This window comes from Ruegeria sp. AG1 (assembly GCF_056541705.1).
Genome location: NZ_JBQFYU010000016.1, coordinates 45,776 through 61,893, shown reverse-complemented (window position 1 = coordinate 61,893; position 16,118 = coordinate 45,776). Strand labels below are relative to the sequence as shown.

General features: G+C 57.9%; 13 protein-coding genes. 9 read left to right on the top strand and 4 right to left on the bottom strand.

The features are described 5' to 3' along the window. Window positions 1-14 precede the first annotated feature (14 nt). Both ACR0B5_RS20910 and ACR0B5_RS20905 read left to right on the top strand, forming a co-directional pair. The gene (locus tag ACR0B5_RS20910; RefSeq protein WP_480543127.1) at window positions 15-1,142 is read left to right on the top strand and encodes an aminotransferase; all 1,128 of its coding nucleotides are present in this window, start codon (window positions 15-17) and stop codon (window positions 1,140-1,142) included. Window positions 1,143-1,153: 11 nt separating this feature from the next. Next, on the top strand, window positions 1,154-2,113 hold the full coding sequence (locus ACR0B5_RS20905; protein WP_480543125.1) for a Rossmann-fold NAD(P)-binding domain-containing protein: 960 nt from the start codon (window positions 1,154-1,156) through the stop codon (window positions 2,111-2,113). A gap of 5 nt (window positions 2,114-2,118) precedes the next feature. Here the strand turns inward: ACR0B5_RS20905 and ACR0B5_RS20900 are convergent, their stop codons facing one another. Continuing rightward, a complete protein-coding gene (locus ACR0B5_RS20900; RefSeq protein WP_480543123.1) occupies window positions 2,119-3,222 on the bottom strand; it encodes a mandelate racemase/muconate lactonizing enzyme family protein in 1,104 nt (367 codons plus the stop codon). A 67-nt stretch (window positions 3,223-3,289) separates the two neighbouring features. Beyond that, window positions 3,290-5,767: an FAD-dependent oxidoreductase gene (locus ACR0B5_RS20895; protein WP_480543121.1), complete on the bottom strand. Its 2,478-nt coding sequence runs from the start codon at window positions 5,765-5,767 to the stop codon at window positions 3,290-3,292. Window positions 5,768-5,901: 134 nt separating this feature from the next. Between ACR0B5_RS20895 and ACR0B5_RS20890 the strand changes: the two genes are divergently transcribed. The 7 genes from ACR0B5_RS20890 (at window position 5,902) to ACR0B5_RS20860 (ending at window position 13,221) form a co-directional block, all read left to right on the top strand. After that, the gene (locus tag ACR0B5_RS20890; protein ID WP_480543119.1) at window positions 5,902-6,999 is read left to right on the top strand and encodes an aromatic ring-hydroxylating oxygenase subunit alpha; all 1,098 of its coding nucleotides are present in this window, start codon (window positions 5,902-5,904) and stop codon (window positions 6,997-6,999) included. Window positions 7,000-7,167: 168 nt separating this feature from the next. Continuing rightward, window positions 7,168-7,548 carry a carboxymuconolactone decarboxylase family protein gene (locus ACR0B5_RS20885; RefSeq protein WP_170376962.1) on the top strand — a complete coding sequence of 127 codons (381 nt, stop codon included), beginning with the start codon at window positions 7,168-7,170 and terminating at the stop codon, window positions 7,546-7,548. A gap of 116 nt (window positions 7,549-7,664) precedes the next feature. Then, window positions 7,665-7,844 carry a hypothetical protein gene (locus tag ACR0B5_RS20880; protein WP_480543117.1) on the top strand — a complete coding sequence of 60 codons (180 nt, stop codon included), beginning with the start codon at window positions 7,665-7,667 and terminating at the stop codon, window positions 7,842-7,844. 34 nt (window positions 7,845-7,878) lie between these two features. After that, window positions 7,879-8,874: a taurine ABC transporter substrate-binding protein gene (locus ACR0B5_RS20875; protein WP_170641131.1), complete on the top strand. Its 996-nt coding sequence runs from the start codon at window positions 7,879-7,881 to the stop codon at window positions 8,872-8,874. 69 nt (window positions 8,875-8,943) lie between these two features. Next, window positions 8,944-9,750, top strand: coding sequence for a taurine ABC transporter ATP-binding protein (locus ACR0B5_RS20870; protein ID WP_170376956.1), 807 nt, complete (start codon window positions 8,944-8,946; stop codon window positions 9,748-9,750). Further along, entirely contained in the window at window positions 9,747-11,012 is a 1,266-nt protein-coding gene (locus ACR0B5_RS20865) for an ABC transporter permease (RefSeq protein ID WP_170376954.1), read from the top strand. The genes ACR0B5_RS20870 and ACR0B5_RS20865 overlap by 4 nt, the downstream gene beginning before the upstream one ends. Before the next feature lie 202 nt (window positions 11,013-11,214). Beyond that, entirely contained in the window at window positions 11,215-13,221 is a 2,007-nt protein-coding gene (locus ACR0B5_RS20860) for an adenylate/guanylate cyclase domain-containing protein (protein WP_480543114.1), read from the top strand. Window positions 13,222-13,230: 9 nt separating this feature from the next. On the opposite strand, the gene ACR0B5_RS20855 is transcribed toward ACR0B5_RS20860, so the two are convergent. Together ACR0B5_RS20855 and ACR0B5_RS20850 are read right to left on the bottom strand one after the other, a co-directional pair. Then, window positions 13,231-15,372, bottom strand: a complete 2,142-nt coding sequence (locus ACR0B5_RS20855; RefSeq protein ID WP_480543112.1) for an ATP-binding protein — start codon at window positions 15,370-15,372, stop codon at window positions 13,231-13,233. Then, entirely contained in the window at window positions 15,369-16,076 is a 708-nt protein-coding gene (locus ACR0B5_RS20850) for a response regulator transcription factor (protein ID WP_480543110.1), read from the bottom strand. Before ACR0B5_RS20850 ends, ACR0B5_RS20855 begins: the two co-directional genes overlap by 4 nt. Between the last annotated feature and the right edge of the window lie 42 nt (window positions 16,077-16,118).

Genomic DNA, 16,118 nt, shown 5'->3' with positions numbered 1-16,118 from the left:
AGGAGGAAACACCCATGGATATCAGACCTTTCGGTGTCGAAATGTGGATGAATGAGTTCGAGACGAAATGCGAGCTCAACCTTGCGGAAACCTGCGTGGAATCCATCACTCTGGGTGAGTTGTTCGAGATGGCCGGGCAGCATAACAGCATCCTGAACGACCTGTCAGCGATGAAGATGACCTATGGCGCGATCGAAGGCTCGGACCGGTTGCGCGATGCGATTTGCAGCCTGTACGAAAACCAGTCGCCCGACAACATCCTGACCACCCACGGCACCATCGGGGCGAACTCACTGGTGCATCAAACCCTCGTGGCGCGCGGGGATCACGTGATTTCGGTGATCCCGACCTATCAGCAGCACTACTCGATCCCTGAAAGCATCGGGGCCGAGATCGAGCTGCTGCACCTGAAGCCCGAAAACGCGTTCCTGCCCGATCTGGATGAATTGCGCGCCATGGTCCGCCCCGACACACGCCTGATCGCGATCAACAACCCCAACAACCCCACGGGCGCGCTGATGGACCGCGAAATGCTTGAACAGATCGTCGAGATAGCGCGCAGCGTCGGGGCCTGGCTGCTGAGTGATGAGGTCTACCGCGGCACCGATCAGACCGGGGATGGCTTCACGGCGGCGGTCGCTGATCTTTACGAAAAAGGGATCAGCACGGCGGGGATGTCCAAAGCCTATTCTCTGGCCGGTCTGCGCGTTGGCTGGATCGCGGGGCCCAAGGATATGCTGCACGACGTGATGATCCACCGCGACTACAACACCATCTCGGTCGGTCAGGTCGATGAGCTGTTGGCCGCCATGGCGCTGGAAAACCGCGACAAAATTCTAGATCGCGCACAACGGATCACCCGTGAGAACTTGCAGATTGTCGAAGACTGGATCGCGCAGGAGCCTCTGATATCGTGGGTCAAGCCGAAATCCGGCACCACGGCCTTGCTGAAATACGACCTGCCCATGTCCTCGCGTGAACTGTGCGTGACTTTCCTGAAAGAAGACGGCGTGATGCTGACCCCGGGCAGCGCCATGGACATGGAGGGCTGGCTGCGTCTGGGCTACACAAATCCCACGGCGGATCTGAAAGCGGGTCTGGAGAAACTCTCGGGCTTTCTGGCCCGCCACAGCGCCGCCTAAGAGGGGCATAGATGATCCAGCTGGACAAGTCGCAGATTCAGGATCGATTCGACTTCCCTAGGGCTGTTGATGAGATCCGCGCTGCCTATATCGCCGTCGCGCAGGGGCGGGTTCAGACCCCGCCGGTCACCTATCTGGGCTTCCCCAAGGTCGCAGGGGATTGTCACGTCAAATCCGGCCATATCGAAGATGACGATATCTTTGTCATCAAGATCGCGACCGGGTTTTACGACAATCCCTCCAAAGGCTTGCCCAGCTCGAACGGCATGAACCTTGTCTTCTCGGCCAAAACCGGCGCGCCGGTGGCTTTTTTGCAGGACGAAGGCTGGCTGACCGATATCCGCACCGGGATCGGCGGGGCATTGGCGACACAGGCGCTTGCGGTTGAGGGGTTTGAGAATGTGCTGATCGTCGGCACCGGCTTGCAGGCCCGTCACCAGGCCCAGTGCCTGCAACAGCTGATCCCGGATAGGGCTTTGTCCTTCCATATCTGGGGGCGGTCCCCAGATATGGCCAAGGCGACAGTAGATGACCTGACCGCGATTGGGTTAAGGGCTGAACGCGCCTATGACCTGCCCTCGGTCTGCAAGACGGCACAAGCCATCATCACGACAACACCTGCTCAGAGCTTTTTGATCGCAAGTGACTGGGTGCAACCGGGTACGCATATCTCGGCCGTCGGAGCCGACTGCCCCGGCAAACAGGAGCTTGAGGCCGATCTGGTCGCCCGCGCCGATCTGCTGGTCTGCGACTCACCCGAGCAGTGTTTGGATCACGGAGAGTTCCAGACCCTTGCCAAAACCGGCCACCTGACCGAGGCCGATGTCACTACGCTCGGAAATATCCTGTCTGGCGCGCATCCCGGTCGGCAATCGACCGATCAGATCACCATCGCAGATCTGACCGGGCTAGCGGCTCAGGACATTGCGATCTCAAGCGCGTTGCAAATAGAAAACGGGCAACTGGCCTAGACAGCTTAGTCAAGGATCGCAACGGGCTGACCCAAGACTTCGGTATTGGGGGTCACCCCAAGCCCAACCCCTTCGGGCGGGGCAATACGGCCTTTTTCGCGCACGGGCCCATCCGGCGCAAGGCGGGGGCCGACATAGTGGCTGAGGTCACAGGTATTCATGATCCCGCGCGCAGGCGTCGAGGCCGCCAGATGCAACAGCGCAGCCGTGGTGATGTCACTGCCCCAAGTATCCTCGATACACATCTGCGTACCCAGGGTCAGACACAGGTCGCGGATTTGACGCATAGCCGACAGGCCGCTCATCTTGGACAGTTTCAACGCAACGGCCTGCATACAACCCAACTGATGCGCCTGAATGACCGAGGCAATATCTAAGGCGTTCTCGTCAATCTTCATCGGCAGACCGGTTGAGCGCTGCACGTGGGCGCATTCTTCCAGCGTCGCGCAGGGTTGTTCCAGCATCACATCCAGATGGGCCGCCGCACGCCCCACGCGGATCGCTGTCAACGCATCGCTGCCGCAGTTCCAATCGCCATAGACCAGCGGGCCGGGGCCGACGGCCTCACGCACTTTGGCCAGGCGTTCGACATCCGTTTGCCAGTCTGCATCTGCGCCCAGCTTGACCTGAAACTGGCGCATTCCTTTGTCAAAAGCGTCTCGCGCCATCCGGGCCATTTCATGCGGGGCGACGCAGGTGATCGAATGATAGAGCGGCATATCTTTGACCTGACGCCCGCCCAACAGTTTGTACAAGGGCAGACTTGCCACCTGCGCCGTCAGATCCCAAAGCGCAGTATCAATGGCCGATTTCGCATAGCCATGGCCCGGAAGGTATGCGTTCAGTTTCTCCATCAAAGCCCCGGGTCCAACAGGATCGGCCCCGATCAAGACCGGGGCCAACTCGGTCACGGCCGGAACGACACCCTTGGCATAGGCCGGCAGATAATGAGGGATCGGGCAGACCTCCCCCCAGCCCTGCAAGCCTGTATCCGTATCAAGCCGCAGAACCACGGATGTCGTTGTATCGCAGGTTTTCCCATCCGCCATGTAGTAGGTTTCATGGCTGGTCAGCGGGACTTCCCAAACGGCAATACGGGTGATCTTCAACTTAGACTTCCTTTTGGCGCAGAGCGTGTTGAGGGGGGCAGAAACGCGCGCCCTGCCCCCTTCGTATTTATGCCGGAACTGCGGCTGGAGCGTCCGTTCTGGGACGCTCGGACTTTGGATCATAGGCCGCTTCGCCAAGGATACGCCCCTTGCGCGGGCTGCCAGCGATCACGACCTCAACCTCAGTGCCGGGGACATTCACATGTGGCTTGACGAAAGCAAAGGCGAGGATCTTGCCGACGCTATGGCCATAGGCAACCGAAGCCGTCGCGCCAACGACCTTTCCGTCGATGCGGATTGCCTCACCCCCATGTCCATCTTCGATACCGTCCGGCTCGATTTCCAGATAGGCGCAGATCCAAGGCATTTGACCGGCTTGGGCCTGTGCGGCGCTGGCGCGGGTGGCTTCAACCCCCAGATACTCTTTGTCCAGCTTGAAGAATCGGCCCACATTCGCCTCGGGCAAAGTGACCTCATTGGTCAGCTCACCAGCGCCAGGGAAGGCTTTCTCCATCCGCAAGCTGTTCATCGCGAACGAGCCGTAGTTCTCGATCCCGAATGCCTCACCCGCGGCCCAGAGCGCGTTGTAGACGTCAACGCAAGCCTCATCCGGCATGTGGAATTCCCAGCCCAATTCACCCGCATAAGACATTCGGAAGGCCCAAACCTTGTGCCCGGCGACAGTGATTTCCTGCGCCGACAACCACCGGAAACCGGCATTGGACAGGTCAGCATCGGTGCATTCGGCCAGCACCTCGCGGGATTTTGGCCCGTTCAGGGACAAAGCCGACCAATCTTCGGAGAGCGTTTTGACGGAGACGGTCTCTCCCGCGAGGTTCTGGTTCAGGTGATCCACAAGGCGTTGCTCGAAGAACGCGGCGCAGACCAGATAGTAGCGATCTTCGGCCATGCGCACGATCGTGGTCTCAAGCTCGATCCGCCCTCTGCGGTTCAAGAAATGAGTCAGCGTGATCGAACCGTCTTTCTGAGGCATCTTGTTCGCGGTCAGGCGATCCAGCAGCGCATAGGCATCCGGCCCCGAGACCTCAACCTTGGTGAAGGCGGTCACGTCCATGATCCCCACGCGCTCACGCACGGCCTGACATTCCAGCGCAACCATGTCGAAGACCTCGTTGCGGCGGAACGAGTAGTGGTCGCGCTGTTCCACGCCATTTCGCGCAAACCAGCGGGGGCGTTCGTGGCCGTAGACCTCCTCATAGACCGCGCCTTTGTCCTTGAGGATCTCATAGAGCGGAGACGGCTTGATCGGACGCCCCTCAAGACGGTTGAAATGCGGAAAGGGGATTTCGTGACGCAGCTTATAGTCTTCATGCGCCTTGACGACTTGCCAGTCTTTCTTGGCGTAGCTGCCAAAGCGGCGCGGGTCATAGTCGCGCATGTTGATATCGGCGGCCCCGTGAACCATCCATTTCGCCAGTTCGCGGGTCAAACCCGGACCCCAGCCAATGCCGATCTGCGTACCGCAGCAGCACCAGTAATTCTTAACGCCCGGTGCAGGGCCAACCATAGGGTTGCCATCGGGCGGATGGCTGATCGCGCCATGCACCTCGCGGGTAATACCCAGTTCGGCAAAGATTGGCATTCGCTCCAGCGAGTTTTCCAGCCAGGGCATAACGCGGTCATAGTCGGCCTCAAAAAGCCAGTTCTCGTATTCCCAAGGGCATTCATCGTGCCAGACGGAGTTCGAGTTCTCTTTCTCGTAGATCCCGATCAGGCCCTTTTTCTGTTCCATCCGGATATAACCCGAGACCATCTTGTCATCGCGGATCACTGGCAATTCCGTGTCCAGACCCTGAAATTCTGGCACATTATCGGTGACAAAATAGTGGTGCGTCATCGAGGTCATGGGCAGCTGTAGATCCGACCATTCGCCCATTTGACGCGCATAGGTGCCGCCCGCGTTGACCACATGTTCGCAGGTGATCGTGCCCTGTTCGGTCTCGACCACCCATTCGCCTGCATCGTTCTGCGTGATGTTGGTCGCGCGGCAATGGCGGAAGATCTTCACACCTTTCTGCCGCGCACCCGCCGCCATCGCCATAGTCACATTCGAAGGGTCAACATGGCCATCATCCGGCGTATACAGCGCGCCTAAAACACCATCGAGATTGTAGAACGGGTGCTTTTCGGCAATGAACTCGGGGCCCACCAGCTCGATATTGAAGCCAAGGGCGCGACCGACGGACAGCGTATGGCGCAGCCAGTCCATCTCATCCTCGGTATAGGCCAGCCGGAACGAGCCGCAACCGTGCCACGTGACGGCCTGACCGGTCTCTTCTTCCAGCATTTTCGAATAGAGGCCGATATTGTAGTCGACCATCTTGCCCAGCCCGTAGGAGCTTGTGGAATGAGTGATCTGACCCGCCGCGTGCCAGGTCGAGCCGCTGGTCAGCTCGGCCTTTTCCAGCAGGATGGTCTCCTCCCCCCATCCTTCGTGGCCAAGGTGGTAGGCTAGGCCGCAGCCCATGACCCCGCCGCCAACAATGACGACCTTTGCGCGTTCGGGCAGTTCTTTCTTGGACATCGCAGGATTCCTGTTCCAGAGTCGCAGATTTCTGTGGATTTGATAATCAAACAAATGTACCACGGTCAACACATAACGACACAAATGAACGCTACCCAAGGCAAGCCCCTCGGTTTCCAAGTTGAGGATCCATCATGACCAAGCCGCTCACCCACTCGCTCGAGGCCCGCTACTACACCGATCCCGCCGTCTTCGAAGATGAGATGAACGGGCTGCTGGCGCGGACATGGCAATTCGCAGGACATGCGGCCGATATCCCGAATGTGGGTGACTATTTTGCCTTTCAGATTGCTGGTCAGAACCTGTTTGCCATTCGCGGTAGGGATGAGGTGGTGCGCACCTTCTACAACGTGTGCCAGCACCGCGCGCATGAGATGGTGACCGGAACCGGCAACACTCGGGTCGTGGTCTGCCCTTATCACCAATGGACGTATGAGCTAACGGGCGGGCTGCGCGCAGGACCCAACATCAAGTCGGTCCCGGGCTTTGAACGGGAAAAAATCTGCCTAACCGAGGTTCGTACCGAGATTTTTCTGGGCTTCATCTTTGTCAATCTCGACAAGGATGCCGCCCCGATGGACGACTGGTATCCCGGCGTGCGCGAAGAGATTGCCGAATTCGTACCCCATATAGATGACCTTGCGCCGCTGGAATGGGTCGAGATTCCGGAGGATTGCAACTGGAAGGTCTCGGTCGAGAACTACTCGGAATGCTATCATTGCCCATCGAACCACCCCACCTTTGCCGAGGGCGTTGTGAAGCCGGAAACCTATGACATCCGGCCAGACGAAAAAGGCGGCTACGTGTTGCGCCACACGACCGAGTGTCAAGCGCTGGACAAAATGACCTATCCGATCGACCTGTCGGTGCCCCATGCTGGCGACTATCAATCGTGGTTCCTCTGGCCCATGTTCTCATTCCAGTGCTATCCGGGGAATGTGCTGAACACCTATCACTGGCGGGCCGAAACCGTGGACACATGCACCGTCTGGCGGGGCTGGTATACGGAAGGCGGCCATGAAAGCGATGTGATCCGGGGGCTTGCTGTACAGGATCGCGAGACCACCGTGGCCGAGGATATTCGCTTGGTCGAATCCGTCTATCGCGGCCTCAAGTCCAAGGGCTATGTGCCCGGCCCACTGGTTCTGGACCCCAAATGCGGCGTGATGAGCGAACATTCCATCGCCCGGCTTCAGCAATGGATGCGGGACGGCGTGGACACCCCCGCCTGACCTGAAACGCTTTTGGATTCCGTGCGGTAGAACCTGCCACTAAGCAGGTTGACCTGCGACTCATTGCTTTTGAATTTGGATATAAAGGCAAGTCCCATCTGGCAGGAGACCCGTCTGCCGGATTGGCTGACCAATAGTCAACGGGTCGCATAATCACGAGGAAGACCTATGGATGACACCCTGTTCGAAACCGGGCTAAAGCAACGCAAATCGACCCTGGGCGCAGAATATGTGGAAAAGAACCTTGCGGCGGCGGATGACTTCACCCGCCCTTTTCAGGAGGCGATGACCGCCTGGTGCTGGGGTTTTGGCTGGGGCGACGACACGATTGACGCCAAGACGCGTTCGATGATGAACCTCGCAATGCTGGGTGCGTTGGGCAAAATGCACGAATGGGAAATCCACTGTAACGGCGCCCTGAACAACGGCGTCACCAAAGAGGAAATCCAGTCGATCATTCACGTGGTTGGAATCTATTGCGGTGTTCCTCAATCGCTTGAATGCTTCCGCGTCGCGCGCAAGGTGTTGGAGGAACGGGATCTACTATGACGCCCGCTTTGGAACAGCGATCAGAGGTGTCGATTCCCTCCACTGGCACCAGCGCAATCACGCTCGACCAGACGTCTTTGGCGCAACCGCGCACGAGGGCGGTTCAACTTGAGACCATGTTGAAAACAAACAGCAATTCCCGGCAGAGCCGCCAAATGGATTTTGCGCGCCTTCGCGCCCAATTTCGCAGCTCTGCCCCCGGTTTTTACAGCGCCGCAGCACAATTTGTTTCGCTGTTTCACTATCTTGGGTCTATTGTCTCAGGCATCGGTCCGGCAAAAAGTCGGGCCATATAAAAAATGATCATCACAACAGGGAGAACATAAACCAATGATCAAAAAGTATCTGCTCTCAACGGCCTGCGCCGGTCTTGCCGCGTTTTCGGCATCACAAGCAGCGGCTGCGGATGAAATCACCGTCGCCTATTTCCTCGAATGGCCGATGCCGTTCCAATACGCCAAGGCCAATGGCACCTATGAAGAAGAGATGGGCGTCAAGATCAACTGGGTGTCGTTCGACACCGGGACTGCGATGTCGGCTGCTATGGCATCCGGCGACGTTCAGATCGCTGTAAGCCAAGGCGTTCCGCCGTTCGTTGTGGCCACATCAGCTGGTCAGGACCTGCAGGCCGTCGATGTTGCGGTTAGCTATTCGGACAATGACAACTGCGTCGTGGCCGAAGCGCTGGAAATCGACAAAACCAACGCCGGCGAGTTGAACGGCAAGAAAGTCGGTGTTCCGATCGGCACAGCCGCGCACTACGGGTTCCTATCTCAGATGGCCCATTTCGGTGTGGATACCAGCTCGCTCGAGATCGTAGACATGGCACCCGCCGACGGCGCAGCAGCCTTTGCTCAGGGTAACCTGGACATGGTCTGCGGCTGGGGTGGCGCGCTGCGTCGTATGCTCGACCACGGCAACATCCTGTTGACCGGCGCCGAAAAGGAAGAGCTTGGCATTCTGGTGTTCGACGTAACAAGTGCACCGACCTCGTTCATTCAGGAAGAGCCTGAACTGCTGTCCAAGTTCCTCAAAGTGACTGCTGACGCAAACGCGCAGTGGAACGCGGGTGACTCCAAGGATGAGATGCTGGCCGCGATCGCAAAGGATGCAGGTATGGACCTGGCCGATGCCGAGGCAACCATCGCGACCTTCACCTTCCCCTCCGCTGAAGAGCAGCTGTCTGACAAATGGCTGGGTGGTGGCGCGCATGAGTTCATGGGCGGCGTTGCCAATGTCTTTGTGGATGCGGGCAGCATCGACTCGGCGCTGGACTCCTATGAGGGCGCTGTAAACAGCGCGCCGCTGGCGGCCGCGTCCAACTAATACAACATACATATTCCGGGGGCCGGTCATCCGGCTGGCCTTCGGAAACAACAGCAGGAAGGAAACGGAATGCCTGAACTGGACATCATTGATTTGTCCATGCGCTTTGACTTGCCCAACGGCACCTCGGTACAGGCCCTTCAGGACGTCACACTCAGCCTTAAAGAAGGTGAGTTGGTCTCGGTCCTCGGGCCCTCGGGATGCGGCAAGACAACGTTGCTGAACATCGTCGCGGGCTTCCTTGCGCCCACCTCGGGCCGGGTCGAGCTAAATGGCCACGTGGTCGAAGGGCCGGACGCGGAACGCGGCATGGTGTTTCAGAAAGGCGCCTTGTTCGAATGGATGAACGTGCGCGAAAATGTGGAATTCGGCCCGCGCATGAAGGGCATGCCCAAAGAAGAGCGCGATAAGATCTCGGACCATCTTCTTGAGGTCGTCGGCCTTCAGGACTTCAAGGAAAAGGCCGTCTATGAGCTGTCGGGCGGTATGCAGCAGCGCGTGGCCCTGGCCCGGTGTCTGGCGAATGAGCCTGACGTGATCCTAATGGATGAACCTTTGGGCGCGCTGGATGCGCTGACCCGGGAAAAGATGCAAGGCCTGGTCCTTAAGCTCTGGAAAGAAACGGGTAAAACCATCATCCTGATCACCCACTCGGTCGAGGAGGCCCTGTTGCTGGGTGAACGCTTGATCGTGATGGCCCCACGTCCGGGGCGCATCCACAAGGAATACAATCTGCCTTTCGCGGAACGCGGCGTGAACGCCGACCTTCGCGATGTCAAAAAATCCGAAGGTTTCGCCGAAACCCGAGATGAAATCCTGTCCATGATCTGGGAAATGGAAGAAGAAATCATGGGCCGGACGGAGCAAGCATCATGATCGTACTTCTGTTTTATATCGGCCTGTTCGGCGGCGCGTTTTTGATCGTTCACCTGCTGCGCAAGGGCCTGCAAAGCCGTCAGGACTTTACCAGCCTGAAAACTGTAACCTTTGGCGATGAAAGCGCTGTACGCGCGGATCGCGCAGCCTCAATCATCTCGATTCTGGTTATCTTCGTAATCTGGGCGGCATTCACAGGATCGAAACTGATCCCGCTACATGTTCCGGGGCCGTTTGTGGGGGAAACCCAATTCACCTACACGGTCGAGAATGCAGACGGCACGACCGATGACGCCACCGTCTTCATCCGCGTCCCACCCTTCGGAGAAGATGCAGAAGACTTCGAGGTTGATCCCGGTACGGGCTTCGCCAAAGACGATGCATTTGCTGCGCCAACCGGGCGGTCCTCGACCATCTTGTTTGACAAGAACGACGACGCCAAACGCGCAGATGGCGCAAAGATCATCGCGATCAATGGCAATCCAATCGGTCCTGACGCAAAAGTCAATGTTGGCGACGGCACTGTATCGCTGACCGGGAAGGGCGCCATCAGCTTTACGCCAGCGCAGGGTTTGCAAATGAACCCGATCTGGCTACCTGCGCCGGAAACGGTCGTTGCGCGTTTTTTCGAGATCGCCAATGAAGGCTATCAGAACTTCTCGCTCTGGCAGCACTTGGGTTGGTCGTTGCTTCGCGTCATCGCAGGCTTCATCGCAGGGGCCATCGTGGGTATTCCGTTGGGCTATGCGATGGGCTTGTCGGGCTGGTTCCGCGGTTGGTTCGACCCGATTGTCGAGTTCATGCGACCCGTACCTCCGCTGGCGCTGATCCCGCTGGTCATCATCTGGTTCGGCATCTGGGAGACCGGCAAAATCGTTCTGCTGTTCCTTGCCGCCCTTTGGATCATGACCATTGCCGCCCGTGCGGGAGTTTCGGGTGTGAATATCTCCAAGATCCACGCGGCCTATTCGCTGGGTGCATCCAAATGGCAGATCATGCGTCATGTGATCGTCCCGAACTCTCTGCCCGAGATCTTCACGGGTGCGCGGGTCGCGATGGGCGTCTGCTGGGGAACAGTTGTTGCGGCGGAACTGGTCGCGGCGCAAAAAGGGGCTGGTATGATGATCATCGCGGCCTCGAAATTCCAGCTGACCGACATCGTGATCATGGGCATCGTGCTGATTGGCATCATCGGCTACGGCATCGATATCCTGATGCGCAAGGCTGAGAACGTGCTGGTTCCATGGAAAGGTCGTAGCTGACCGAAGATACCAAAAAAACCGGCAGATTGACCCGCTCGTCAATCTGCCGGTTTTTCTGTCCAAGCGTTTCTCTCGCCAACTACACAAGTTAGCGCGCAGATTGAAACCAACTGGCAACTGACGGTTGCAGCCCCTAGACTTGACCTCGAACCTGACTGTCCGCATCGCAGCGCCAGTCACTGTAGGTCGCCGTGGAGCTTCAATGCGTGTCACCGTTGGGATCGCTGTGTCAATGCTCGTCGCTTTATCCATCGGCGTGTCGACCTTCATCGTGCATTCCCTGTGGTGGTCTACGGCGCGGGACAACAGTCAGATGCTGGCAGCCGAGATCAACAGCCAGATATCGAACACCGTCCGGATCGAGGTTGGCCTGACCCTCAGATCCGCCGAGGCTGCCTGGGCCGCTGTCCGGACGATCTTCATTCAAAACGTGATCGAGACACGTCAGGCCGACAAGCGGGAATTTGTGTTTCTGTCTCAGCTGCAATCTCAGCCAAATATCTCATGGATCACATTCGGCTGGCCCGATGGTAATTTCTTTGCAGCCCACCGGCTGGGGGATAGCGGGCTTGAAATGATCGAGATCGACGAGAACATTCACGACAGGAAGCTGCGCCGGGACCGCTATATCTTCATCCCCGGCGACATCCAGTTCGAAGAACGCAGCTTTTCCGAGACAGATTACGACCCGCGCGAACACCCATGGTATGACAACTTCATCTACCGCGACACACCGGATTGGATCGAAGTGCGTGATCTGCCAAACAGCGACAAGACGGTGTTTGCCTATTCCGGCCCAATCGACGTTCGCCGCCAGCGGCAAGGCGTGCTGTCGGTTGCCATTGATACCGACCGTCTGTCCCGCTTTCTGGGATCCCTGCGCCCCGGCGAGTTCGGCGCGGCCTTTATCCTTAGCGCTGACGGCAAGGTCATTGCCGTGCCCGATCCCAACGCGGACGAAATCACCCCCGCCCGCATGGGCGAGGGCGAGCTCTACGAAGTTGCGAAACTCTCGGGCCAGAAACTGCTGGCCGAGGCAGACGAGGTCGTTGCGGGCACCCTAACAAAACGGGTCGTGTACGACGACGTGGCTTATGCAGTCGCTTTGACACCGCTGGGGTTCTATGGCTGGCGTGTGGCGACGGTCATCCCTGAATCGGCCTTTCTGTCAGGTATCGACCGGACGCTGATAAATCTGGTTTACATCCTTCTGGGTGTGGTGGCCTTGGCGACCATCGCCGCGATCTGGCTGGTGCGCCGGGTCGTCGCCAACCCGCTGTCACGCGTCGCCGAAGACCTCAGCCGGATTGAGCGGTTCGATGTCGAACAAGTCTCACGTCGTCCTTCGCGTTTGGTAGAACTTGAAAATCTATCGGCCGCGACGGCGAGCATGGCGGCAGGGCTTTCGGCCTTTCGGAAATATGTGCCGACCGATCTGGTGAAAATGCTGGTCGCCGCAGGTGTGAAATCGCAACCCGGTGGCGAGACCAAACAAATCTCAGTCCTGTTCTGCGATGTGTCTGGCTTCACCGGTTTGGCTGAGAAACACGGCCCAAAGGTCGTGGAACTGATGGAGCCGTTCTTTAACGCGGCCTCCTCAACGATTGAACGCCATGACGGGACGCTCGACAAGTTCATCGGCGACGCAGTAATGGCCTTCTGGGGTGCGCCAAGGCAGAATCCGAACCACGCGGAACACGCCTGCCGCGCCGCGTTGGAGTTGGTGGAAGACATTGAAAACTCTGCACTCCAAAGCCAGTCGGACGAGGCCCTGCATGTTCGGATCGGGTTGAACAGCGGTGAAGCGCTGGTTGGCAATATCGGGTCCGAGCATCGCCTGAACTACACTGCCATAGGCGACGTGGTGAACGTCGCCAGCCGGTTGGAAGGCGTCAACAAAACCTACGGCACCGCAATCCTGATCGGCCCCGAAACCCGGCGCGAAGCGGGCAACGCGATCATTGCCCGTGAATTGGACACGATGGAGATCGCGGGCCGCACCGAGGAATTGGTCGTCTTTGAACTGATCGCAATGGCCAGCGACACGCCTGAACCGCCTGCCTGGATCGCGGCCTACGAATCTGGCCTAGCGCATTTCCGGGCCGGGCGTTTTGCCCAGGCCATCGATGCGTTCAAATCTGCAGAAACGCTACGTGGTGGCGACCCGGCATCAGTGGTGATGATCAAACGGGCGCAGGCCGCGCTTTGACAGATCACATCATGAGGCTGGTCGTTTAAGACCCTGAATGACAACCCCGCAGGATTGAATTAGCTTGTCCAACTCAGCGCTATAATTCTCGGCACCGCTTCGCAAAAGCCCCTCGACCGATTGTGCCTTGGCGGCCAGTTCCGTCTCACCAAAACTGGACACACTGCCATAGACCCGGTGAACGAGGAACTCGATCCGGTCCCTGTCGCCTTGGCCCTGCGCTTTCCTAAGCTCGACATAACAATCTTCGAGCGACTCTCGGAATGTCAGGAAAACCTGTTCCAACTCTTCATTGCTCAGGAATTTCCGCAGGCGTTCTTTGGTTCCATCGGTGTTCGGAATGTAGGATGTCTCTGACGACGGCTGCCCGAGTGAAGCCCGCATGGCACCATATAGCACCCGCTCATCCAGAGGTTTGGAGACAACCGCATCAAAGCCAGCGTTCGTGTATTCATCCAGATCTTCGGGCATCACGTTGGCCGTCACGGCGATGGTCGTGATCGGCTTGTCCAATCCCGCTTCCTTGGCGATCTGCTTCAGATCGCGCGCCAGTTGAACGCCGGTCGTGTCGGGCAGTCGGATATCGGTCAGAATGCAATCTGTGTCATCTGGACGGAAGCGGGCAATTGCCTCTTTGCCGTTGGCCGCTGCGGTGACCGTATGGCCATCCCTCTCTAGCAGGCTTTTGAGGATCTCCATGCTGGTCGGGTCATCCTCTATGATCAGAACGTTTTGCTTTGTCCCGACCGTGGCTGCAAAACCCGCCATCTCGGATTGCGGGCTTGGGGCCGGGGCCGCGTGGAAAGGCACTTCGACCCGGAACACTGTCCCCTCGCCCAGATTGCTTTTGACCGACACCTGCCCGTTCAGCGTTGAGACAAGCCCACGCACAATCGAAAGCCCCAGCCCGGTTCCACCTGTTTTGCGCGAGTCGATGTTCGAGGCCTGCGTGAAGGGTTCAAAGATATCCTTGACCTGATCTTCGGGCACGCCAATCCCAGTATCGCTGACCGTAAAGGCCACTGACTGCTTTGACTGCTCAAAGGACAACGTGACCGAGCCTTCATTCGTGAACTTTACTGCGTTGCCCAGAAGGTTCAGCAGAATGTGTCTCAGGTGACCACTGTTGCCGCTGAGATAAACGCCATCGTCAAACTGCGGGATGATCAACTGTACGTTCTTCGACCGGGCCAGCGGGCGCAAGACGGCCTCGAGGTCTTGCAGAACCTCGGACAGGTTGAAAGTGCGGAATTCGCGATCTTCGGGCTTTTCTTCAAGACGCGCGATGTTCAGGACATCGTCGATCAGATTGCGCATCGCAAGGCTAGAGCGTTCAATCTCATCCAGTCTCTGGTCCAGAGACTCAGGGTCCTGCGGGGTCAATTTGATCAGGCGGATATTGCCGACGATGCCATTCAGCGGCGTGCGCAGCTCATGACTTGCGGTTGCCAGAAACTGGGATTTCGCCTCATTCGCCTTTTCCGCATCGTTGCGCGCTTTTTCCAGATAGACGCTCTGCACAAAATTCGCCCGCAGCGTGCGTTCGGAAAAGAACTTCGCATAGAGACCAATCAGAACAGTAGAAGCCAGAACGAAGGAGGGGCCGATCCAGGTGTCCATCCCGCTGCTCAGACTCGTTTTGTCGAACACCAGATAGTATGAGACCGGTACGAACAGCAAAAGTTGCAAAGCCGCCGAGTGGGAGAAGACAAAGGGCAGGAAAACGGTGCCCGCAAGGCTGATCAGCGCGAAGCGATACAGGAAGTCCTTGGATTCATGGTCCCCGGAAAAAGCAAAGGCGGCCCAAATGGCAAGATACATCATCGACCAGCCGGTGGAGATGATCACGGGCAATGTGCGCGCCGGAAGTTTATGAGAGAAAAAGAAAAGTCCAAAAATGAACGAGATGATGAACAGCCTTGCCCCCCAAACGGCCAGATCCTGACCCGAGAAGCTGCGGGAATGGAGAACAAAAACTTCAAGAAAAGCAAAGACGACGTAAAAAGACGCGCCAAACAGTAGCGCTGTGCGGAATTGCCCGCGCGTGGATTCGAAGTACCAATCGCGGTATTGGGCCTCGAACTTCTTGTCCAGAAAGTTCTGGGTGACCGCGTTGATCGGTTCGTCATATATGAAGGCGCGTGGTTTCACTGTCGTGTCACCCCCAGTCGATAGCCGACCCCGTGGACCGTCACGATGATTTTAGGACCATCGCTGCCATCCGAAAGCTTCCTGCGGATCTTGGCAACCAGAGCATCAATCGTGCGCTCTCCGGCGTCATGATCCGGGGACAAGGCGACCGCATCCAGCAGCACCGACCGGGACAGCACCCGACCGTTCGCATTGACGATGGCCATCAGCACGTCGAACTCGGCCCGTGTGACGGGTATGACCTCGTGCTGGGCGTTCCAGACCTGTCGACTGTCCAGATCAATCTCGATCTCGCCCAGCCGGACTTTGCTATCCTGCCGAGGCATCTGCGCCTGGGGGTTTGTACGTCTGAGTACTGCGTTGATCCGGGACAAAAGCTCATCCGGGTCAAACGGCTTGGTCAGATAGTCGTCACCCCCGATGTCCAACCCGCTGATCTTATCACTCGCGCTATTGCGGGACGACACGAAGATGATCGGTGGATGCGCTGATTTCGCCCGCATCGATCGCGCCAGTACCAGACCGTCCTCATCCGGCAACCCGAGGTCCAGCAGGGCGATATCCACCGATTGAGACGCAAGCGTTGTACGCGCATCGGCAACATTGGACGCTTGAAGAACATTGTAATGCGGCCGAAGGAGCGCGGACGTCAGCGCAAGCAATGACGGGTCGTCTTCCACCAACAATACGTTCAGCTTCTTCAACTCTGCGGTCCTACCTGTCTGTTTCTAAACACAGCTTGGCAC

What these genes read in the sequence shown, in the direction of transcription:
- ACR0B5_RS20910 (WP_480543127.1), top strand. Translation starts at nt 15, where the DNA reads ATGGATATCAGACCTTTCGGTGTCGAAATGTGGATGAATGAGTTCGAG.
- ACR0B5_RS20905 (WP_480543125.1), top strand. Translation starts at nt 1,154, where the DNA reads ATGATCCAGCTGGACAAGTCGCAGATTCAGGATCGATTCGACTTCCCT.
- ACR0B5_RS20895 (WP_480543121.1), bottom strand. Translation starts at nt 5,767, where the DNA reads ATGTCCAAGAAAGAACTGCCCGAACGCGCAAAGGTCGTCATTGTTGGC.
- ACR0B5_RS20890 (WP_480543119.1), top strand. Translation starts at nt 5,902, where the DNA reads ATGACCAAGCCGCTCACCCACTCGCTCGAGGCCCGCTACTACACCGAT.
- ACR0B5_RS20885 (WP_170376962.1), top strand. Translation starts at nt 7,168, where the DNA reads ATGGATGACACCCTGTTCGAAACCGGGCTAAAGCAACGCAAATCGACC.
- ACR0B5_RS20880 (WP_480543117.1), top strand. Translation starts at nt 7,665, where the DNA reads ATGTTGAAAACAAACAGCAATTCCCGGCAGAGCCGCCAAATGGATTTT.
- ACR0B5_RS20875 (WP_170641131.1), top strand. Translation starts at nt 7,879, where the DNA reads ATGATCAAAAAGTATCTGCTCTCAACGGCCTGCGCCGGTCTTGCCGCG.
- ACR0B5_RS20870 (WP_170376956.1), top strand. Translation starts at nt 8,944, where the DNA reads ATGCCTGAACTGGACATCATTGATTTGTCCATGCGCTTTGACTTGCCC.
- ACR0B5_RS20865 (WP_170376954.1), top strand. Translation starts at nt 9,747, where the DNA reads ATGATCGTACTTCTGTTTTATATCGGCCTGTTCGGCGGCGCGTTTTTG.
- ACR0B5_RS20860 (WP_480543114.1), top strand. Translation starts at nt 11,215, where the DNA reads ATGCGTGTCACCGTTGGGATCGCTGTGTCAATGCTCGTCGCTTTATCC.